Annotated in this window: 25 protein-coding genes and 1 pseudogene; 1 reads left to right on the forward strand and 25 read right to left on the reverse strand. The window is 50.3% G+C overall.

The genetic code is table 11. From position 1 onward, the window contains the following. Window positions 1–162: 162 nt before the first annotated feature. The 9 genes from C7B16_RS21770 to traQ form a co-directional block, all read right to left on the reverse strand. Window positions 163–900, reverse strand: a complete 738-nt coding sequence (locus C7B16_RS21770) for a hypothetical protein (protein ID WP_143192620.1) — start codon at window positions 898–900, stop codon at window positions 163–165. 202 nt (window positions 901–1,102) lie between these two features. Then, window positions 1,103–1,834 (reverse strand): conjugal transfer complement resistance protein TraT, encoded by a 732-nt coding sequence (traT, locus tag C7B16_RS21775; RefSeq protein WP_123002856.1) that lies wholly within the window; start codon window positions 1,832–1,834, stop codon window positions 1,103–1,105. A 31-nt stretch (window positions 1,835–1,865) separates the two neighbouring features. Then, complete coding sequence (locus C7B16_RS21780; protein WP_107180154.1) at window positions 1,866–2,369, reverse strand: surface exclusion protein; 504 nt, start codon at window positions 2,367–2,369, stop codon at window positions 1,866–1,868. A 15-nt stretch (window positions 2,370–2,384) separates the two neighbouring features. Then, entirely contained in the window at window positions 2,385–5,228 is a 2,844-nt protein-coding gene (traG, locus tag C7B16_RS21785) for a conjugal transfer mating-pair stabilization protein TraG (protein WP_107180142.1), read from the reverse strand. Next, the gene (gene traH, locus C7B16_RS21790) at window positions 5,225–6,598 is read right to left on the reverse strand and encodes a conjugal transfer pilus assembly protein TraH (protein ID WP_059320960.1); all 1,374 of its coding nucleotides are present in this window, start codon (window positions 6,596–6,598) and stop codon (window positions 5,225–5,227) included. Before traH ends, traG begins: the two co-directional genes overlap by 4 nt. After that, window positions 6,585–6,977: an F-type conjugal transfer protein TrbF gene (gene trbF, locus C7B16_RS21795; protein ID WP_059320922.1), complete on the reverse strand. Its 393-nt coding sequence runs from the start codon at window positions 6,975–6,977 to the stop codon at window positions 6,585–6,587. The genes traH and trbF overlap by 14 nt, the downstream gene beginning before the upstream one ends. Next, window positions 6,964–7,305, reverse strand: a complete 342-nt coding sequence (gene trbJ, locus C7B16_RS21800; RefSeq protein ID WP_072245095.1) for a P-type conjugative transfer protein TrbJ — start codon at window positions 7,303–7,305, stop codon at window positions 6,964–6,966. Before trbJ ends, trbF begins: the two co-directional genes overlap by 14 nt. Then, a complete protein-coding gene (gene trbB, locus C7B16_RS21805) occupies window positions 7,235–7,780 on the reverse strand; it encodes a type-F conjugative transfer system pilin assembly thiol-disulfide isomerase TrbB (RefSeq protein ID WP_107180143.1) in 546 nt (181 codons plus the stop codon). Before trbB ends, trbJ begins: the two co-directional genes overlap by 71 nt. After that, complete coding sequence (gene traQ, locus C7B16_RS21810; RefSeq protein WP_000624109.1) at window positions 7,767–8,051, reverse strand: type-F conjugative transfer system pilin chaperone TraQ; 285 nt, start codon at window positions 8,049–8,051, stop codon at window positions 7,767–7,769. The genes trbB and traQ overlap by 14 nt, the downstream gene beginning before the upstream one ends. Window positions 8,052–8,131: 80 nt before the next feature. On the opposite strand from traQ, the gene C7B16_RS21815 reads away from it, so the two are divergent. Continuing rightward, window positions 8,132–8,446, forward strand: a complete 315-nt coding sequence (locus tag C7B16_RS21815) for a toxin ArtA (protein WP_107180144.1) — start codon at window positions 8,132–8,134, stop codon at window positions 8,444–8,446. A gap of 1 nt (window position 8,447) precedes the next feature. Here the strand turns inward: C7B16_RS21815 and trbA are convergent, their stop codons facing one another. The 16 genes and pseudogenes from trbA to C7B16_RS21895 form a co-directional block, all read right to left on the reverse strand. After that, complete coding sequence (gene trbA, locus C7B16_RS21820) at window positions 8,448–8,795, reverse strand: conjugal transfer protein TrbA (RefSeq protein WP_096924302.1); 348 nt, start codon at window positions 8,793–8,795, stop codon at window positions 8,448–8,450. 15 nt (window positions 8,796–8,810) lie between these two features. Next, complete coding sequence (gene traF, locus C7B16_RS21825; RefSeq protein WP_143192622.1) at window positions 8,811–9,554, reverse strand: type-F conjugative transfer system pilin assembly protein TraF; 744 nt, start codon at window positions 9,552–9,554, stop codon at window positions 8,811–8,813. Beyond that, window positions 9,547–9,804, reverse strand: a complete 258-nt coding sequence (locus C7B16_RS21830; protein ID WP_143192623.1) for a conjugal transfer protein TrbE — start codon at window positions 9,802–9,804, stop codon at window positions 9,547–9,549. The genes traF and C7B16_RS21830 overlap by 8 nt, the downstream gene beginning before the upstream one ends. Window positions 9,805–9,830: 26 nt before the next feature. After that, window positions 9,831–11,681: a type-F conjugative transfer system mating-pair stabilization protein TraN gene (gene traN / locus C7B16_RS21835; protein ID WP_107180147.1), complete on the reverse strand. Its 1,851-nt coding sequence runs from the start codon at window positions 11,679–11,681 to the stop codon at window positions 9,831–9,833. Continuing rightward, on the reverse strand, window positions 11,678–12,100 hold the full coding sequence (locus C7B16_RS21840; protein WP_059320930.1) for an HNH endonuclease: 423 nt from the start codon (window positions 12,098–12,100) through the stop codon (window positions 11,678–11,680). The genes traN and C7B16_RS21840 overlap by 4 nt, the downstream gene beginning before the upstream one ends. A 24-nt stretch (window positions 12,101–12,124) precedes the next feature. Then, window positions 12,125–12,496 carry a hypothetical protein gene (locus C7B16_RS21845; protein WP_072245100.1) on the reverse strand — a complete coding sequence of 124 codons (372 nt, stop codon included), beginning with the start codon at window positions 12,494–12,496 and terminating at the stop codon, window positions 12,125–12,127. Further along, the gene (trbC, locus tag C7B16_RS21850) at window positions 12,493–13,131 is read right to left on the reverse strand and encodes a type-F conjugative transfer system pilin assembly protein TrbC (protein ID WP_107180148.1); all 639 of its coding nucleotides are present in this window, start codon (window positions 13,129–13,131) and stop codon (window positions 12,493–12,495) included. Before trbC ends, C7B16_RS21845 begins: the two co-directional genes overlap by 4 nt. A 26-nt stretch (window positions 13,132–13,157) precedes the next feature. Continuing rightward, window positions 13,158–13,690 (reverse strand): annotated as a pseudogene (locus C7B16_RS25690) (hypothetical protein). A gap of 272 nt (window positions 13,691–13,962) precedes the next feature. Further along, window positions 13,963–14,955 carry a conjugal transfer pilus assembly protein TraU gene (traU, locus tag C7B16_RS21860; protein WP_107180149.1) on the reverse strand — a complete coding sequence of 331 codons (993 nt, stop codon included), beginning with the start codon at window positions 14,953–14,955 and terminating at the stop codon, window positions 13,963–13,965. Beyond that, window positions 14,952–15,584: a type-F conjugative transfer system protein TraW gene (traW, locus tag C7B16_RS21865; protein ID WP_107180150.1), complete on the reverse strand. Its 633-nt coding sequence runs from the start codon at window positions 15,582–15,584 to the stop codon at window positions 14,952–14,954. Before traW ends, traU begins: the two co-directional genes overlap by 4 nt. Then, window positions 15,581–15,967: a type-F conjugative transfer system protein TrbI gene (gene trbI, locus C7B16_RS21870; protein ID WP_033552954.1), complete on the reverse strand. Its 387-nt coding sequence runs from the start codon at window positions 15,965–15,967 to the stop codon at window positions 15,581–15,583. The genes traW and trbI overlap by 4 nt, the downstream gene beginning before the upstream one ends. Next, window positions 15,964–18,594, reverse strand: a complete 2,631-nt coding sequence (gene traC, locus C7B16_RS21875) for a type IV secretion system protein TraC (RefSeq protein WP_096924298.1) — start codon at window positions 18,592–18,594, stop codon at window positions 15,964–15,966. Before traC ends, trbI begins: the two co-directional genes overlap by 4 nt. A 125-nt stretch (window positions 18,595–18,719) precedes the next feature. Continuing rightward, on the reverse strand, window positions 18,720–19,082 hold the full coding sequence (locus tag C7B16_RS24670; RefSeq protein ID WP_059320936.1) for a hypothetical protein: 363 nt from the start codon (window positions 19,080–19,082) through the stop codon (window positions 18,720–18,722). After that, window positions 19,079–19,519, reverse strand: coding sequence for a hypothetical protein (locus tag C7B16_RS25085; protein ID WP_107180151.1), 441 nt, complete (start codon window positions 19,517–19,519; stop codon window positions 19,079–19,081). Before C7B16_RS25085 ends, C7B16_RS24670 begins: the two co-directional genes overlap by 4 nt. After that, entirely contained in the window at window positions 19,455–19,913 is a 459-nt protein-coding gene (locus C7B16_RS21890; protein ID WP_107180152.1) for a hypothetical protein, read from the reverse strand. Before C7B16_RS21890 ends, C7B16_RS25085 begins: the two co-directional genes overlap by 65 nt. After that, window positions 19,906–20,316, reverse strand: a complete 411-nt coding sequence (locus tag C7B16_RS21895; protein ID WP_107180153.1) for a hypothetical protein — start codon at window positions 20,314–20,316, stop codon at window positions 19,906–19,908. The genes C7B16_RS21890 and C7B16_RS21895 overlap by 8 nt, the downstream gene beginning before the upstream one ends. Window positions 20,317–20,404: the final 88 nt, after the last annotated feature.

Genomic DNA, 20,404 nt, shown 5'->3' on the forward strand with positions numbered 1-20,404 from the left:
TGTTCTGCGGGGTTCTGCGGATAATGTTTTCTGTTCCATAACAGGTGTCCACTAGTTGAAAAAGTGGGCACCTACGTTACCAATACTGGCTTAATGGCTACATACGGCGGTCAGTTTACGCTTACGAAAATCTGGAACAGGGCAGAAAAGGATGATGTGGGATTAATTCACAGAAACAGACCAGGTATACCCTGTATGCCGGTGGTGATACCCGCCTGCAGTCCTGCCGGAAGAGACCTTCTCTGTAACAATGTCAGTCAGGCGCAATACTTCAGACCAGTCACTCTCATGCGGAAACTGGATCTGAATAAAAAGGCGTACCCGTTCACGGTGATCCAGAACTGTATCCGGTTCATAAAGCAGACCACTGTCAGGAGAAACACGGGATGCTTTATTGATGAGATCATACTTACCGGCAGGAGACTGCGATGAAAGCGCCCAGGTGACATTCTCCGCCTGATGGCCATCAATACGACTACTCCCCGGTGTCCAGGCAATTTCCTGTGCGCCGGATACGATGATCTCCCTGGAGACTTCCGCCAGCTTTTTAGGTGTACAGAATACCGGTGCCAGCACACACAGGGACAACAAATTGCAGCTGACCGCTTCCGGTTGAACCGGACTGCTCCCGGATTTTTCAGGAAAATATATTTTTGTCAGTATTTCAGTTAATTCCTTATGCCTGAGAGAATTAATGAAGTACATGACAAGCATCATGAGAAACAATATAACAACAAGCCCTCCGATAACCACTAAAAGGTCAGTATCAATATTATTGCTGTACAGATAGTCTTTAGTGATCGCTATATTATCCTGTATCACCGGGGAGTATTCAGTTACAGGCTTCTCAGTAAACTTATTATTCTCACCAACATATTCAGCGATATTGTCTGATGTCATAATGACTTTCTCCGGAAGCTTCCGGCTTCGCCGGCAACACTTCACGGTCGCACAAAGAATTTGCACAACCGCTCAGTGTTTTCATATTTATTTCGGAAACGCCGGAAAGTGGCAAAATTTATTTTGTCACTTTCCGGGGTTGGACAACGAGCAACGCGAGGCGTCAGTCAGGATGCCGCTCAGACCAGCCTCCTGAAGAGGATCAGAGGATATTGGCAATGGATTTGGCCAGCTGGTCTTCCAGAACAGGCTTCGCCTCATCAAACTTCAGATTAACCTTGTTCGCATTCGATACCACACGGGTCTGGTACTTATGCTGGTTACCGGTTTCCGTGCTGGTCTGGACTTTTGCTCCAGAGGTGCCCTGACGCAGGGCGGCAACGTTATCCGTTCTGACGCTGGCCTTTGTCCGTTCGGCGATCTGCACATCGGTGATCATGGTGTAATTGGTGTCTTCCACCATCGCATCTGCAGCCATACCCACCAGACCAGCAGCAAGCCCCACACCGAGTGTGGCACCGGCAGAACTGGAATTATATCCGGTAATACCGGCACCTAACGCTGCACCAACTGCTGCGCCTTCATAACCACGGTTCAGCCAGCCCTGAGACTCCCGCAGGTCCATCTTATCGGCCTTCAGCACATTCGCCTGGATCCAGTAGTAGGCTTTATCCGGAGAAGTCACCACCTGATACCCTTTTGCTTTCACAGCATCGGCGATTTTGCCCTGCAGACCGCTCATGTCTTTATCAGACGTGTTTTTGATCTGCAGAAATACCGTGCGTTCGCTGGCGGGTTCAAGCCAGATGGTCTCACTCATCTGAGTCTTCACCTCAAGGTTACGCTTCTTGATTGCTGTGCTCATCGCACCACACCCTGAAAGGGCCAGCGTGGAACTGACCAGTGCAACCATCATCAATTTTTTTGTTTTCATCAAATCACCTTTATTACAAACTACAGTTTTCTTATCGCCTGTCATCATAGTCCTGCCAACAAGTCCCAAAAGTATTTCCTGCTGAATCAAATCCTCCATGCATAGCTAATCCTGTTGCCGGATTAGTACGATAAAAATCCACATAATCAAAATTCACATCATCAAAATCCAGATGCAAATCTTCATTAGTTTGTTCATTTATCTGAGATTGCATCCATTCTCTTACACTTACACAACCACTAATTCGCCTTAATTCGTATAGTGTACCAATGATAAAAATCATCAAGCTTAATAACGGAGAGAGTAAGGAAGATACTGGCATCAGTATATACCAGACGCCTTTACTGAATTTAAACTCATCCGACACATGCCGTTTTTTTCGTATTTGAGAAAACAACCATATAAACAATCCCTGCCATAGTACAATAAAGCACAGGATAAAAACTGTTTCGGCACTCCCCCAATCAGCCAGATAACAGGCAATGAACTGTATCACCGTCACCAGAGCAATATGAGCTAAATTTTTCATTATCATCTCCCCCATACAATATTATTGCTTGTGCTTATCCTGATACTCCTTTGCTCTTTTCATCAGTTCCTGTGGACTGTCAGCACCAGGCATTCTTTCCTGACCCGATTTTTCTTCATTATATTTATTATTCTGAGATAATGCCTCTGTTTTATGATGATTTTGCAGTTCAGAATACTGCCCTCTTACAATATTTTCCTCGCCACGGATACTGTTCTGAGTATCTCCGATATTCCCTTTATATTCTGTGACCATATTATCAACCTGATGTTTTACATCATTACGGATATTACTGTCCTGCGTTCTTTGCTCAATAATGGCCTGATGTCCCTGATGGTCAGCAATAATATTCTGGCTGCCACCGCCCGAAGGTACGCTCTCCATTCCTTTACCAATATCCCCACGGGATTCACGCCAGGCATTATCAACACCGGGCTGTACCTGTTCCTGAACAAAAGACCAGGCCATCGCCCGACGGCGTTCTGCAATCTCCGGTGAACTGGTATTTGTCAGAATAGCTTCTGCATCCTGCGGCGCGTGTTTCATCACATACTGTGCAAACTGTTGCGACAGGTCTTCACTCATCTGCCCACTCATGCTTTCAGTACGGGAAGCCATTTCCGCATATTCATGGCTGCGGATCATATTCGTCGTGTACTGGTCGTAACTCTGTTTCGCTGAGTTCAGTGCGGCAGACAACTGGTCCACACGGGAATCGGCATTATTGTCAGTATGGCTGCCGGATTCACTGACCTTGCGACTGGTAAAGTAATCGCTGGCCTCTTTAAAGTCCTGTGTGGCTCTGGCATCGATATCATGACGGGCATCATGGCTGGCCCGTGAACCACTGCTGGCCTGATGCGCATCCTCATCACTCCAGTCAATACTTGCCCGACCACCACCTCTGACACCTACGCCACCACCAACACCAAGAATTTTAGGTTTAACCCCCCATTCAGCATGAGCATCGCCATACATCCCCGCAGAACCTCTCGTACTTCTTGATGCCAGTTCTCTTGTCGCCTGCTCATTACTGATATTATGCGCCTTCGCATAACTTTCCACCGCACTGCGCATACGGCTGGCCATCATGGAGTCCTGTGCGCTCATCGTGCTGTCAGCACCACCGGTGACAGAGTCACTGCTCCCCCTGTTAGAGCCAAACTGGCTGAGCGTGTTCCAGGCGCTGGCAATACTGCTGCTGAACCCATGCAGGGCGCTTTCGGCTCTGTTCGACGCCTCCCGGGCCATTTCCTGTTGTGCCGCCGCAATCTGACGCGTTGCGTTAATACCGACCGGTAACCGGGACATCGCCCCGCTCGCATCCATCACCATATTACCGTCACGGGTCTGTGTGGCGGTTGCGCCACTGCCGGTCTGGTACGTCATCTGACCAAACGACGTGGTGCTGTTGGTGCTCCAGCTGAAGCCGTTCACGTTCTCCGTCTGCATGTTGCCGTAGGAGTAATTACCGTCAACCACACTGCCTGCCGCACTGGCGGTCGGGCTGATGGAGGAAGAGGCAAAGTGGCTGTATACACTGGAGAATCCGGCCCCAAGGCCTTTTATCATCACCCATGACAACGGCGGTATCATGACGGAGATATATCCGGCTGTGGAAGCCAGGTCGGAGTACTTCAGCTGTATCTGAGAGAGTTCAGAGAGCACGACCGGCGCACCATTCTGCTTCGCATAGAATGTCATGGCACTGTTCAGAATGGCATACAGCAACGGCCAGCTCTGGAACCACATCAGGGCAAACACATAACCTTTCAGGACGGACAGTGTCAGTTTGTTGAAGACAGCCGCCAGTACCAGGAGCGGGAAGATACCGATGGTAATGCCCACCAGAATGGTCTGCACCATCGGCAGGTTTCGCATCAGCACATGACCAATGGAGACATGCGCCAGACGTTGTTTCTCCATCGATGAGGTGGTGGCCAGATTCACCAGGCTGGCGGTATCACCGTTACGGGCAGCATTACTGGTGATACCCTCTTTCAGGGCATTCATGGTGACGTTCTGGCGCATAATCTGGCTGGCAGACTGGCTGGAGCCGTAGAAATAACTGTAACTGTCACTCACCAGTTGTCTGAATAACAGGTCAGGGTCCGGTCTGCCGCCAAATATCTGCTGCACATAATAATGCCAGGTCTTGCCTCCGGTATTCGTATCAGAATTCAGCTTATCCTTCAGTCCGACGGATGCGTCCTTACAGGACACAAACGGCTCTGAGCTGTGCAGAAAACTGTAATTATTATTCGGCACCTGACGTAAAGGGCTGGGCTGAGAAAAGATTATGGTGTACGGGTCAGAGGAGGCCATCAGGTCTTCCAGCGTGTATTTGTGATTCAGGTAAATATTACCCAGCACGCAGTTCTGGACGTAGTCCTGAAACAGATTGATGATTTCCGGGTTCCGGGACAGGAAATCGGTGCTTTTCACAATCAGGTTCGCCCCGAACAGCATGCCTGTCTTGCTGTAGGTGGCGCTGTCAGGCTGAGCGAACACCATCTCATAGCCGGCCACCATCGCATGTCCGATACGGGTCGTCAGTGAAAGCGGCATCGCCAGTCCGACCGGCACATTGTCCACACGATGGACCTGCACCAGGTCACTGTTATCAATAATCTGCACCGATGTGCGGACATTGACCAGCAGGCTGATAAGCACAAACACGGCCACCCAGCCCAGCAAATCCATCACGTTGTGCCGCTGTACCCACATCACGGCCACCGCGAGAACAGACAATGTGAGCGCAATTTTTTCGATGGAATCCCACGTCCGTGTCCCCATAAAGGCGGCAATGGCGTTCAGGTTATTGCGTAACCACTCACCACCGGCAATCACATAGACTTCATTCACAGCGTGCTCCCTCCGAAGTGATAGTTGTTCTGGTAACGGCTGAGCATACGGGCGGACAGCTGCTGGCGCATGTAACTCATCTGACGGTCAACAACCAGCAGTGCATCCTGCTGGACCTTTACCTGCCCCTGGAAAACCGCAATCTGTTGCTGTGCCTGATTCAGATTCTCCAGCACACTGTCCAGCACGGTCTGTGGATAGTTCCCGGTGGCAATCATGGCCCGGGCCTGCTGAAGCAGTTCCTGAATGTACTGGAGCATGATGTCGTAGCCGATATAGTCCGTCAGCTGGTAAACCACGCTGCTGGACACACCGAGCATCTGCGGGTCAATCAGATATTTAAAGACGGGGACGGTGGTGCTGGAAATGAAGCCTTTTTCCCTGTCATCCAGTGGAGTATCACTCACCGCTTTATTCTGAATACTGGTGAGCAGTTTTGTAATCTGTGATTTCAGGGCTTTATCCCGGGCGATGGTCACATTTGCATCCGCCACCACCTTCAGACACTTGTCCGAATCGTTGCAGTGATAAATTTTTGCCGTTCCCCCCTCCATAATCGCCCTGAGGATATCGCGGTCAGTGGTACGCGCCGGCAGGGGGGTAATCTCGCTGTCTTCCCCAAAAATCAGCGTACCGGTGAGCGTCATGATGAATTCCTTCAGCTCTTTGTTACCGTCAAGCATCCTGTTTTTGGACAGCGAGTCCCAGATGATATTGATGTTCTTCAGCACCCGTTCCTTATCTTTGTCACTGGCCTTGTCACGAACAGATGATGACTGTCCTCCGACCGTGCAGCCCTGACGGGACGCGGCCCAGTCAGCAAAAATATTGCTCTCACCGGCAATGTCCTGACAGACCTTCTGCTGTGACACCTGAGTCTGAGGAAATAATCCTCCGACAATCCCCTGTGCCACCTGACAGGAACTGAGGTTCATACTGTTAATGTCGCTTGCCATTTTCTGCAGGAAGTCTTTTGCGGTTTTGATTTCCGGCACCGTTGTCTGCAGGGCAAGGTCAAAAAAGTAACCGGCAGCATTACTCATAATCTGCTTAACAAAACGCTGCAGCTGCTCGCCGTTAATGAAGCTGAACGAACCGAGATAGGCGTCGATGCCGCCACACCCGGCATTGATATCCGGCAGCGTCATGGAAATCAACTGGATATTTTTGACCTGAGTACGGGCATACAGGGAGCCACCGTAAGCATATCCGGCAGCCTGTCCCTGCCAGACGCCCGCCTGAGTGACATTGGACGCAAATCCCAGCTTATTAAAGAACTGATTCATGTCGCTGTTCACATCCGCTGACGCTGCGGGTGTGACCGTCAGTAAAGCGGCACAAAGAACCAGAAGAGGTTTAATGCGTGACATCATTCCTGCCCTCCCTTAATTTGTTCTCCCGGCGCATACGGCGTTTCAGCAGGAATATCATGATATTCCCGAATATTAATTCGCACATTGAGGACAGAAAAAATGTAACAAGGAACCCGGCTGCAAGCGCATATAACGTATACGGAATGGCATACATCAGGATATTCCACATATAACGAAAATTATTTAATTCCGGGTCCGCTTTCCACGAATCAATACCTGCGCTGAAAATAGCATGCATACCGTGCCATAAAAGCAATCCGGCAACAAAGAAAACAACAAAAAGCCAGAAGTGTTTTATGGCATTATCACAACTGCACTCAATATCCCGTTTAATTTTTCTGATTTTGAATTCCTGATTCTTTTTATTTTCTGTCATCATAAGTTTCCTCTGATATTCCTGATGATTCATTCAGACCGGTCATGCGGCTGTAATATATTTCAGACACCGAAATCCATCCCACAATTGCCCCCACAAAAAACACAACAGAAACAGAAAAGGTAATACACAGCGATACGACAATTTCTACAGGGCTGGCGGGATAAAAAAGCCCCTGACGGATAAAGGGGATATTCAGGCTGACGATTATTCCCGTCGCGATGCCGGATATTGCGGCAATGAGTAACACCACCTGCTTATTTCGCACCTTTTTTCCCTCCGTACATCTGCAGAACGGTATCCATCCGCGCCATAAAACCGGCGGCATCCGTTGCCCCCTGTAAAAGCGGTAATGCCTCAAGCGTGTTGACGTTGACCAGGAAGGTGGTCGGTGTGGCCACCGGAATATTCGGGAAGAAGGTCTGCATCACGTCAGGTGGCACCGGCAATGCCTCCGGAAAGGCCGTATCACCCTGACCATCCAGGGTGTAGGGAAAAACGGAAAAGCCATACTGCTGTGCCAGCTGTTTCAGTACCGGGTCAAACTGGTGACAGTAAGGGCAATGCCCCTGCATAAACAGCACCACCTTCCAGTCAGCCAGGTTAACCTGCCTGCCGTTGCTGAGGCGGAACCAGCGGGGGGCCGGCTTTGCTGTCCTGGCTGGCGTGTCTGCTGCCGGTTGTGCAGGCTGCGCGACCATACCCTGCGGATTCCAGAGTCGTTCAATTTCATCCCGGGTGGAGGCCTGCACACCTGTGGCCATCATCAACAAAATGACCAGCAGTAATTTAGTGAGAGACATGTCCGCCCTCCTGCTGCCCTTCCATCATGGCCTGTTGCCTGGCTTCCAGTGCCTCACGCTCTTCCCGGCTGACACGGGCAATCCATGCATCCAGCACCTGGTATGCGCCGAACAGCACAAGGATGGCCGCAATCAGCTCCGCCAGAAAAAAAGCCATCCAGGGTTTGCTGTAAACAAGACGGGCGACGATATGAAACCAGACACCCAGGGAAAATACCCACATTCCCGTAATATCAAGCCGGGGCAAAGAGAATCTGCGTTTACTTATCATGTTAAACTCCGGTTATTATTTACATGAGAGTATTCATGTCTGTAATATTCGCGTTTGTGTGATATTAATCAGAGGTACAAATGGAAAAGCGATCTTTTAAAGAAAAACTGGAAATAATCAGAAACATAATAAGAGAGTCGTTACTGGGAAATGCGGCAATTATTGCGCTGATATATGCAGCATCACATTCATTACCGGTCAATGCCTTCCCTGACTATCTTGTAATAAGTTTATTAAGTATCGCAGCAAGCATCGTTGTATTATGGTTATTTTCAATTATCTATATTTATTTTTGTGAGCTATTCAGAAGCCACTGGATTGCGGTATGGTTTATCATATGGTCTTCAGTAATCAACCTCATTATTTTGCATGGTTTTTATGACCGTTTTATATGACTTAGCCTGTCATAAGCCCCCTTATAAAAAACCACATTACTCCGGACCATACTGATGACAACATAATACAGATAAATATTCTTCTGAACCTGTCGAAGCTCGTAACGTTCGGTAATGAGCCAATAACCATTGGAACAACCATTGCTGCGCCCTGATTCATAATTGCACCACACAGAAACCAGAATCTGGCAGTCAGCACATATAAACACGCAATATTAATAACAAGAAAAATCAGCGAACTCAGGAGAAACATTTTTCTGTCATTACGCTCAGAAAAGAAATAACCGGCAACAATGATAAATATTAACAGAACAACACCTGTAAACATTTTCAAATAATCTTCACTCATAAATCAAATCCGCGATTAAAAATTGGGTTTAAAATCTTCAGAAACGTTCAGGAACTGTTTTGCCAGGTCGTCCTGTGAAATAAAGCCGTATGATAACGGGCGAACACTGCCCTGTTTCGGGTCAACCAGCATCATGGCCGGGAAATATTTCACGCCGAGGCGCTGCGCCTGCCCCTGGTCAGTCCGGGAATCCGGCAACAGCGGATTAATCACGCCATCCACAGAAACGGGAATAACACTCAGACCATACGTATCCCGGAAGCCATTAATGACCTGCGCCAGCTGCCCGTCGATGGGGTCCTGCCCCCGGTAAAAAAACATGATGCCGTAGTGTTCAGCCAGTTTCGCAATGGCCTGTCGCTGCTGCGCCTGGTCTGCCGCCAGCTGGTTCCGTACCGTGCCATTGTAATGGCTGTACTGCAGGTTATAGTCCAGTTCGGGATGCGCCAGCATGGCTTTTTTGGCGCTCATGGTGAAAAGCCCGGCCTGCTGAGTCCAGTAATTCTGCAGCCGAAAATATTTCACAAAATTATCCACGCCGGGATACAGAATGGCTTCGTACAGCGCCCGCTTTGTTGCCGTCTGCAGCGCGGTCAGTTTCTGCATAATATCCGGCTCCTGACGGGGGGCTGCAGGTACAGGTTTATTTTCTTTTTCCTTCGGAGTTATTTTCTCGTTATACCACTGCCAGCCTGCATCTTTCCCTGACGCCGGAAAAATAAAGCAGCAGAGTAACAGTGGCAGTAATGCTTTATTCATCTTCATTCCTTTCATCATTTTTTCTTTCATCGGTTTTCTGCAGGTCAGTCAGAGCAGAAAAACAAAAATACAGAATAAACAGGAGAACACCGGAGTAAAGGATAACGAAAGCAGCAGCAAGCATCCCGTCCACCGTGGTTTCTTTTACCGTATCCCACGACCAGATAATTACCGGGGAAATGACAATCGCTGTAATCAAAAGCCGGATAATAAAATCAACAATACGATCAGAAGTGAATATGACCTTCATCATTTTCCCCGGTTATTTTCCCTACCTTACTGTCCTGCCTGTTTCAGCTGGTCAGCAATCTGTTCTTTCACTTTCTGCGTCAGAACACCACTGTCCGGGATTTTCTGGTTATTCATCAGGTCTTCGTAGAAGTTAGTGAAGTCCAGCTGGTCGAACTTAATACGCTGCAGTTCATCCACGGTTATTCCACGACAGTCAGGACTTTTGGCGCTGCCAAACCCGATACGCAGCTGCCCGTTACGCCCCTGCTGCTGGACTATCTGCGCCAGCTTCGAGTCAAACTGGCAGTAACTGCGCTTTTTCTGCAGGCAGACACCCAGCACCTTTTTCGAACAGAACTCGCCCACACTCACCGTCAGTTTGTTGTCCTTTGCCTTTCCAAGCGCCTTTTCTTCACTGTTGCACTTCGCCAGCCCCACATCCTGACCCCAGCCTCCATCCTTACAGCAGTTAATGAAGCCGGCTGCGGCCTTACGGCAGAATTTCGCCTCGCCCGTGAAAGCCCTGACATCCACACCATTCAGGGCGGCAACATCCTTACCTGCGGCGGCAAGCGCCGCCAGCTGTGATACAGCCTCACCAAAATCACTGCTTTTTCCGCTCTGCGCTTTATCGCATTCACCGTCAAGGCAGAAGACATCACCGCCACAGACCATCACTTTTCCTGATGTTTTTGACTCGCAGGAGTACGTGGCATACTCATGCAGACAGGTTCCCTCATCGGAATAAAACGCGCACTGACGTGAGGCCAGCGTACAGGCCGGATTATCGACATATTTCTGACAGGTGCCGTTATCTGCGGACTGTGTGACATATTTATCCCGGTATGCCCAGCACGCCTGTGTGATGCTCCAGGGTTTACCTTCCGCCACACCTGTTTTCGTACCACCCGGCTCTGAACACTCAGTACCTTTCAGCACGCCATCCGCTTTATTAAACGGACAACTCTCCACCCACTCCACCCGTGGAACCCATTCTTTATCACGGACCTTCATCCTGAGTTTCAGCGTAAAGGTGGAAGCACCACTGACAAGCGATTCATAGACTTTCCTGTCACCATTCCCGTGCGGGAGGCAATTACCGTTTGCAGTACAGCCACTGCCGGTCAGAACCTGCCCCTGTGTGACAGAAAACCCGGAGGGCACAGGTATGGTGAAAGTCCCGCTCTGTCCTGTAACCAGTTGCACATTAAAGGCTGTGTTCATAAAGTCGTAACGGGAGTTAAGGAAATATAGCCCTGCATGAACCGATAGCGAGGCACTTTCCACTGTCCCGGCAACAGGTACGGTAACGCTGAATACCAGTTTCAGACCGTTCATACTGAACCGGAACTGTGAGTGCGGTATCGTCACCTCACGATATTCATCCGTGTATTTCCAGTCTCCTGTAATACTGGCAGTCCGTGTACAGTACTCCTCCACCATCGTGTCCCGTTCACAGGTATAGTTTGTGAATTCACTGCGGTTTATCTGCTGCGCACTGCACTGCTGCCCGGTATTTCCCACGATGCTGTCAGCCCGGCTCTCCACATCCCGGCCAGTCTGAATAAACGGCGCATCCGGCGACAGAATGTCTTTCGGCTTGTTCATGAATGACTCTGTGATGGTTTTGCCGGTTTCACCGGTCGCCCATTCCGTGGTGCCGTTATTCTTCAGCCCGCCATCCCCACCGGCAGTCACGCCACCGTAATATTTTGTCTCGTCCGGATCCGCGTTATAGCCGGGAATGCTTTCCTGCGGATTAAAATTCTGAATACTGCCTGTCCCCTGCCCCTGAATCTGACGGGCAAAATCAGAACCCGCCCAGTAATCACTGTTGCTGTCAGCCTGTACCCCACTGACTGCCAGGTACAGAATCAATGGTATAAGACGTTTCATACCTCGCTCTCCCCCTGATACTGCTCAAACCAGAACACAACCGGTTTGTTCACCACCTGAATCAGCCCGAACCGTTCTGCGGTCCTGAAATTCACGCTGCTTCTGCGCCCCCGTTCAACCTGCAGGGACACCTGCGTTCTGAACATCTCCAGCGAATATGTTGTTTTCAGCAGGTTGCACGGCGCACAGGCCGGGACGAGGTTTTCCGGACAGTCGGCCTCCGGTCTGAAAACATCACCGGTGGATTTCAGCCTGAAAATGCGCTTTTCTGCAGCCTTCATGCACTGCACTGACTTGCGGAGCACCGCCTGAACATGGTCGGCATGCCATCCTTTCTCCGGCAGTTCACAGCCGCAGTACGCACAACGGCCACCGAATTTCATACGCAGTTTTTCCCGCTGTTTCTTTGTCAGCGCCATCAATGCCTCCTTACGGGAAGAAGTTTATGGATTAACTAAGCAGACCAGCGTCCTGAAGTCTGCACGCAGTGAGCGGCGACAGTACCGGTGATACCAGTGATGAGGGCCTTCAGGCTGAAGCCGGAAGCAGAGCTGAAAATCACTGTTAAAAGAAGCTCCGACGGACCAGCCCCACAGCAACCGGGGCATCATGGACTCCGCATCCTGCCGCAGTCTCTGTTCAGGAAGGGCGGCCATTTTTACCGGACAGGCAAAGGCAATATAAGGCGGCAGCTTTGTAACAGGGAAACCATGTCCCTGACAGGACGCATATGTACGAAATCCGTGAACGTTCATCGCGGCCACCAGTGCACGGATGTCCGGGTCAATCCGGTAATACCCGACAGGTAAACTCATTGCGGCTTATCCCCGGTGCCGTCCAGCAGTCCCTGAGCCACCTGCCGGCAGTCTCCCGTGGCGGCCACTTTTTCCAGCGCCTGCCTGACACGCAGGTTTCCCCGGATGATGTCGTGCCCCTGACTGCAGAACACCACCAATGCGGGTACACTGCGGATGCCATACTGTGAAAACAGCGTCGGGTCGATCTGAACACCATCAGTCGCGCCGTCTTTCACCAGAGACAACACGGCTTCAGCCGTGGCTTTCAGGTCATTGTTCACCATGCCCCGCAATGTGGCCGGAATACCGTAGTGCCGGGTTTCGCCCAGCATCCGTTTCAGTCCCTCTTCGGGAATGGAGAACGACACAAAATACACAGCCCCCTGCTGTGGTTTGTCTTTCTGAGCAGCCTGCTGTTTACGGACCAGTTCATCGAGAAACTGGTTATCGGCATGCTGAAGGGGATTCGCCCTGACCTGCTGCTCTGCCCATGCCTGCAGTTGTGTGTCCGGCTTTTCACGTAACTGCTGACTCAGTGTTTCCTGCTGCTTCAGGAACTGGCGGTTTTCGGGCGTATTCACGTTTTCCGAAGCATGAGCAGAGATAAACAGTCCTGCTGTCAGGGAAAAAAGTACAAATATTTTCCGGCTCATATCATCTCCCGGCATAGTGATATAATTTAATTACCGGCGCACTGTTCTTTCAGTCTCTCAGACAAAGCATATAACTCATCCATTTCTTCCTGAGTAATGCATTTTTTGCTGACAGTAATCTGCACCGTAGCCACGGCGGTATCTCTGTTCAGAGTAATATCATCACCGTAATTTTTTAATGACAGATGGTCTCCCTCTCTTCGTACCTGGTATATTTTTCCGGTGGATATTCAGACAATTCCCTCTCCCACTTGTCTTTAGATTTATCATTACGATTATATTCAGACATAATGCTGATGAATTCCCGAAATCTTCTGTCGATAAACTCCAGTCGGTTCAGTATATCCTCTGATTTCCTGACATCTTCAATATCTGTAAGCCGACGGCACTCCAGCAGAGGATAATATGCCCCACTATTTTCAGCCCATTGTCTGACCTCATCAAAAGCTCTCACCTTTTCCAGCAGTGAGAACCAATGCTCCTCACTGATAAAATGCCCTTTTTCTTTATTACCTCCTTTTCGTAAAACGGAGAAAAGATACCGGAGAAAAACAGCCATAAATACACACACAAATGTCGTTTTCAGGTATAACAGAACAAGCAACACCTTCTCTGACTCAGCTGACTTTTGCCATTCATGAAGAATGGCACCGGGGACATCGCCATGAGAAAAACAAAACAATATTACGGGCCCCATTACCAGACCAAAAGGAACCAGTTTCAGGGTGTCATTTATCAACTGAATGAACACACAAAATATATTCATAAAATTATGGATGAATTTGCTATTTGTTTTCTTTTCCATTTTAAATAGCCCTCCAGTTGTTTAATTTACAGAAAGACACAGTTACGTTTACGCCACATCAGGTAGCCGAAGTTTTTCTTTGTGTTGGGCGGATTTTTTCCCGTCTCCCAGCGCATCACACTGCGCCCGAACGGATGGCACTGCCCGCTGTCCGGATACATATTCACCATCTGGTAACGCCAGCGTTCTTTGGGAAGAATGGGCGACGGATATTCATAGCAGACTGCAGTATTCTGCCCGATGGTGTTCATTATCATGCCCTGACGGTGCAGCTTGAACGCCATGCGTTCACTGACCAGCAGGGAAGACTGCAGCGGGCTGGACTCATTGCTCACCCAGCCGTTGAACGGGTACATGCTGCCCTGCGAACCGGCACACCAGAACAGAATATCCAGGGGTTTGTTAAAGGCGCTGGCAATCGCATCCGCTGCACAGGCCCCCTGCGCTATCGGGTTGGCAAAAATAACCGCTTCCGGGTTGAGGATGGTGGTCAGGCTGCTGTCTGTCCAGGTGGGGTCAATTTCAGAAAGATAAGCGATATCCAGGTCACCACCTTCCAGACAGCCCAGCGATGTGATGATGTTAAGCCAGTACGTCAGCGGGTATTTGTACCAGTGAACATGATAGAACGCGCCGTTCACCTGTTTATCTTCTTTTTTCGCCGTTCCCTGTGCCGTTTTCCCGAACTCCGGCAGACTGAAGCCCAGGTTAACCATACATCCCGGTGAGCGTGTGACGTCCGTCAGTGCCATCGGCTCCCAGTAACCAATGGCCAGTCCGATACGTTTAAATACCGGCGGTGGTGCCGGGCAGAACTGGATCGGCATCGACGGGTTTGCCGTATCCGGCACCTTTCCCTGGCTCACTTTTGTGCTGCCCAGCGACAACGGGAAAATACAGCTCCAGCAGATATCCGTGATCGGGTTTACAAAACGCCCCTCACAGGCCGCATCAGCGGATGCGCCGGAAACATGACCGGCCAGCAGAAACACCACACACAGCCACAGGCACCGTTTCATTTTCTGTCCTCCTCTGCCGGTATAAACTCTACTTTCAGAAAACGTTCGCCGGAGGCGGCTGTCACCCGTGCCGGAACCTGATCAATGCCGAGGCGCTGGCAGAGCACACCGTTCTGGTCAAAGTAAACACGGCTGTCCAGCGCTTTCTGCATCTCCGGGATACTGCCCTGCACCAGGATAATTTTGCTCTCCAGTGTGGGCGGCGTCTGGCGTTTCATCCAGGCCACCTGAGCCGGATCATCGCCATTGATGAAATACAGCGTCTGGTTGAAAGGCACATACTGCAGCGGGTTCATCACCTCACCCTGGCGGGCGAAGATACGTCCTTCGTTATCCCGGATATCCGCAGCCAGTCTGACGGACGGGTCAAACAACCGGCTGCCGTATTTCTCCGTGTGTCCGATACCGGGCACGGCAGGGGGCCGCAGGCTGTTACGGATCACCCGCTCCTTAAAGGCATCCATTTTCCGCCCCATCTCACCGGACTGCTCCAGTGCCGTCAGGCGCTGCATGATCACCGTCAGCATGTCCGGCTCCTTTACCGGCCACAGATCGCCCCAGGTACCAAGATCGGCGGCGGCCACACTCTGCCCCCATATCAGCAGGGCAATCAGCCCCCGGCATCTCATGGCTCCGCCCTCATTCGCCGGGCGATATCCTGCTGGATTTCCCGGGTGATATCCGGTGCTCCCTGTACCACAGCAGGCGACACCAGAATGACCGCGTGGTGTTTCTGCTGCCACGCCTGCAGGCTGGCTTCCAGTGCCGTATTAAAACGCGCTGAAAGGGCTTTTGACTGTGCTTCTGACAGTTGTTTCTGACTGGCGCTGTCAAAAAACGCATCCACGGTCTGTTTCATGTTGAAGGCGGCAGTCACCGGTGCGTTCAGTCTGACAATGCCGTAACTGACAGCTGCGTTCAGTAACACCATTGCCAGGCATCCCGGCACAGTCCACCACCAGTGGCTGCGTCGACGGGCTGTAACGTCAGTCGTTTTTTGCGTTGTGGTCATGCAACACTCCTGTATTTCTCATGCTCTTCCAGCCAGGCTTCCAGCGAAGCCATCTCCGGCCCTGACTTCTTCCACGCCAGCTGCCACACCGCCTCATGAATACTCAGCCCCTCTTTACGTTTCTGCTGCACAAACTCAAAATCCGGGCCGTCAGAGCTGTACATGGCGCGGCTTAACGGGTCCACAAACAGACGGTGCCAGGAGGAATGGTTTTCCACCTGCAGCAGGAAGGAACTGAACCACTGGTCTTTGGCTGCACCAAACTTACCAATCATGTCACGCTGCAGTGGCAGGAACTGGTCCGGGAATAACTGGTTATATTTCGCGAACTCCTTCGCACTCTGTTTGAGGATAATTTTGTAGGAGGAGTTACCCCATGCCGCACGGGCCGCACTGGAGGCCTTGTCAGAGTCAAAGTCGACGATGTTCTGTGTGATGGTGATATAGGCACCGGTATGACGGCGACAGGTGCGGTAACCTTTTTGAATAAACTCACCGACTTTACGGTTTTTGAAGTCCAGCAGGCGCCAGCCTTCATCAATGACGTTCAGTTTTTTGAGAGTACGCGGCGTGCGGTACATCCTGTTCTCGATGTAGATAATCAGGGAGAACATCACCGCAACCAGCAGTGACGGTCGGTCTTCCAGTCCGCCCAGCTCCAGCACCACCATTTTCGCATCATCCCGCAGGGACGGCTCATCGGAGTTGAAATACTGGCCGTAAGTGCCATTAGCAGTGTACTGGTCAAGCAGCACAATCATTTCGTCCAGACGGCTGCGGATGGTCGGTGACTCAGCATACTGCTCGCTGTCACTGGCGTTTTTCAGGAAATCCACCACATCATCAATGCGCGCCTTATTCTTTTTAGCCAGCCAGGAGGCCCTGACCGCCTGCAGCAACAGACCCTCATGCACTTCATCCAGGTTACCGTTGGGGCTGGCCATCACCGACAACTGGTCGCGGACACGCTCCGCTGACTGGTCAATATCGGTGATGTTCGCAAACGGATTAAAGCGCAGGGTTTCACCGTCCAGATATACGCCCCCCATGTTCTCACACAGGGACTTGTAGCCATCCCCCATGTCGAACACCACAGCAAAACCCCCGGAGTCCAGCACACTGCGGATAAGCGGCTGTATCAGCCCGGTCTTACCGGCCCCGGAGGTGCCACAGACCGCCATGTTGTAGTTGGTGTTATTCATCCCCTTAAAGAAGATATCGATAAACGCCAGCTGGTTACGGTAGGTGGGGGCCAGCAGACCTGCCGGTGTCAGGGGGTTATCCGCCACTAACGGCATCAGGTTGGCCACATTAAAGCTCTCTGCACGCTGAACCACACCGGCCTCTTTAAGCTGTTTAAACAACCCTTTCCCGGCCATAAAGGGCAGGCAGGTCAGGAAATTGCGCATGTGGTTAAATCGCGGTGAAATCAGCTCAAAACCATTTTTACGGAAGCTGTTCAGGATGTCCTGCTCCACTTCCAGTGCCGTTTCATTATTGTCCTTGCAGAATGCTGTGATGTTGAGGAAGTAGGACACCACGGAGGACTGACCGGAGCCCAGCCGCTGACGCAGTTCCCCCCACTCCTTCGCCTCTTTCTCCACGGAGGGAAACCATTTGGCATAGGAGGTCTTCGACTTTTTCTCCAGGTCCATGTACTTCAGGTTGGCTTCGCTGTGGGTTTTCACCTGGTCTTCCACCATCAGGGTCAGCGTCAGGATGAACGGGCAGGAAATGGACATTTCCGGGTTCAGCAGGTTGCTGTAGTTGTCGGCCATGTTCCACAGGAAGGCGATTTCCGGGTTACGGGCCAGATGGAAATTCAGGATACGGGCTGTGCTGTTTCTGCCGTTCTCACGCAGCCCCAGCGTCAGGTAATCCGCCCGGACCTTCAGATCAAAACTGTCCTCCACACACTGATAATTCAGATCAGAATACGGGTCCAGCTGACGTCTTTTCGGGTACAGGGAGTCCGGGTTATGGTTAATCATCTCCCCGACAATCTCGATGAAAGCCTGTGCATCCACCGTCTGTGTGGTGATTTTTGCGCCGTGAAAAGAGGCACGGATGATTTTCACCAGATTTTCCATTTCCAGAATGTCAGCCCGGCTTTTTTTCTTCGAGGGAGAACAGTACGAGATAAACACCCGGTAATGGCGCAGGGTCAGGGGCAGATTAATCCCCTCCGGCAGCGGAAACTGTGTCGCTGCCGCTTTCATATAATAGGCCCGGGTAATGGCGTTAAACCGTTCAGCCTGTTCACCTGACCAGGAGAACTCACGCAGCCCGTATTCAATCCTGTCACCAACCAGCTGACTGGACATCAGATGGATACACAATGGAATACCGCGCGGCAGCTTGGTGCGCAGCATGTGATCGAGAGCCTCCACAATGGACTCATTCGCACCATTAATGGGAATGGCTTCCAGCATAAAGCCCATCGTGGTGTCATTCATGAACAGACCGGATTCCTGGTTGTAATCACGGTATGGCAGCAGACGGCTGAACTGCGGGAAGTTCATCTCACCGAGGATTTCGTTGGCTTTTGCGGACTCGTCCGGCAGTTTCAGTGCGGTGACAAGAGAGTTAACCGCCTGAGTGACGGCCTCAAGTGGGTTATTACTCATATGAGTATTCCTTAGTGCGTTTAAAAAAGGAAAATATCAGTCTGTGACCGTGGATATATCAGGCAGTGCCATTCTTAAAACCACAGCACAAATAAGAGATGGAGGCTTTTAACAGGAAACCAGGATTAATGTTCCTTTGCTGAATGAGCATCATTTAATGCCTGAAGTTGTTTTTCACGTATCTTATTTCGCTCATTTTCTCTTACCCGTTTCACCTCTGCCATTTCGTTTCTTTCTCTACACGCTGATGCAAGCTCTTTTGCCTTACCAAGACTTAAAGGGTCAGACTGATAATCAGAAGTGTCAGACTTAATAGCTTCCTTAAATGCTTCTGCTGCACAGGGGGTATCCTGTATAATCTCTGTCAGTTGTTCTGGTGTTGCAGGTTGTTGCTCAAGGTAATCATTGTAGAAAAGACCACATATCAACATAGCCATAACGCCAACAAATATAAAAGCCAGAACAGATTTTAAATATATCGACTTCATTTCATTTTATCCTTATATAATTCCCACTGTCGGATATACTCCTCATACTGAGCTACCGGCACATTAACGATGACTCCGGCACAGTCCAGTTTATTAACCGGTTCAGTAAATGCGCCTGTCGGTATATTCACTTCCAGAAGTTTACAGTCATTTTTCCAGTATCTCCCGACATCCAGTTCATCCATCGTGAATGACTGACTGGCGAACACAACAAGCGTAATAAAAGAAAAACACCCAATAAGCGCACTACAAGCTAATGTTTTTCCTCTGCTGACCTGCAGACTGAATTTTTCAGGGATAACAAACATAGCCAGTGCGTTAACAACACAGATAACCACAAGAAAGAGGCACAGGCATATAAACCAGTCGATATTATTTCCTTCGAAGTAGGATGGTATCCTGTTCACACTGACGAGCGGCAGACGCCTGCATTGCATCCATTTTTTCCAGCCAGAGACGCCGGATATCCTGTTCATCCCGACCAGTCAGTTTTTTACCGGACAGCAGACGGTTAAGCAGTTCCTGTCTCGCATCCGGTACGTCTTCAGTCAGACGCATAAGCTGAAGCAGGCTCTGACGGCTGAGGACCATGAGTGATTCCGGCAGGAGGGTGAAGAAGCAAATAAAACAGAATACCCCACCACAGCAGGCAAGGACCGTAAACAGGATTTTCAGATATATACCATCAACGCCGAACGCGGCAATAATACAGGGAATCCATTCAATAAACGCACAAAACGCCAGGGTGACATATATTCGGTTCTGTCTGCGATATATCTGTTGATGTTCATCCAGAATAGAATCTATTTTTTCAGCTTCTGATTTATGCATAGTGTTTCCTCTGCGTTTCCTGCCAGAGACGCCGGATATCCTGTTCATCCCGACCAGTCAGTTTTTTACCGGACAACAAACGGTTAAGCAGTTCCTGTCTCACATCTGGTACGTCTTCAGTCAGACGCATAAGCTGAACCAGGCTCTGACGGCTGAGGACCATGAGTGATTCCTCCGGTACGCTGTAGTAATTAAAAATACGACTGAATACCCCACAACAGCAGGCAACGGACAGGCACAGGGATTTCAGATACAGGCCAGAAACGCAGAATGTGGCAACACCACAAAGAATAGCTATAACTAAAAAGCCCTTACCCAGCGCCATACACAAAGAACCCTGTTTTCTGAATATCCGCTCATGCTCATTGGATTTGCCCCTATATTTCCAGACATCTGTTATCACTTAACCCATTACAGGCCCGCTGCCGCAGATATTCCCGTGGCGAGCGATAACCCAACGCACTATGCGGATGCCATTCGTTATAATGCTC

The sequence above is a fragment of the Escherichia sp. 20412-1 genome (assembly GCF_003027595.1).
Lineage (GTDB): Bacteria > Pseudomonadota > Gammaproteobacteria > Enterobacterales > Enterobacteriaceae > Escherichia > Escherichia marmotae.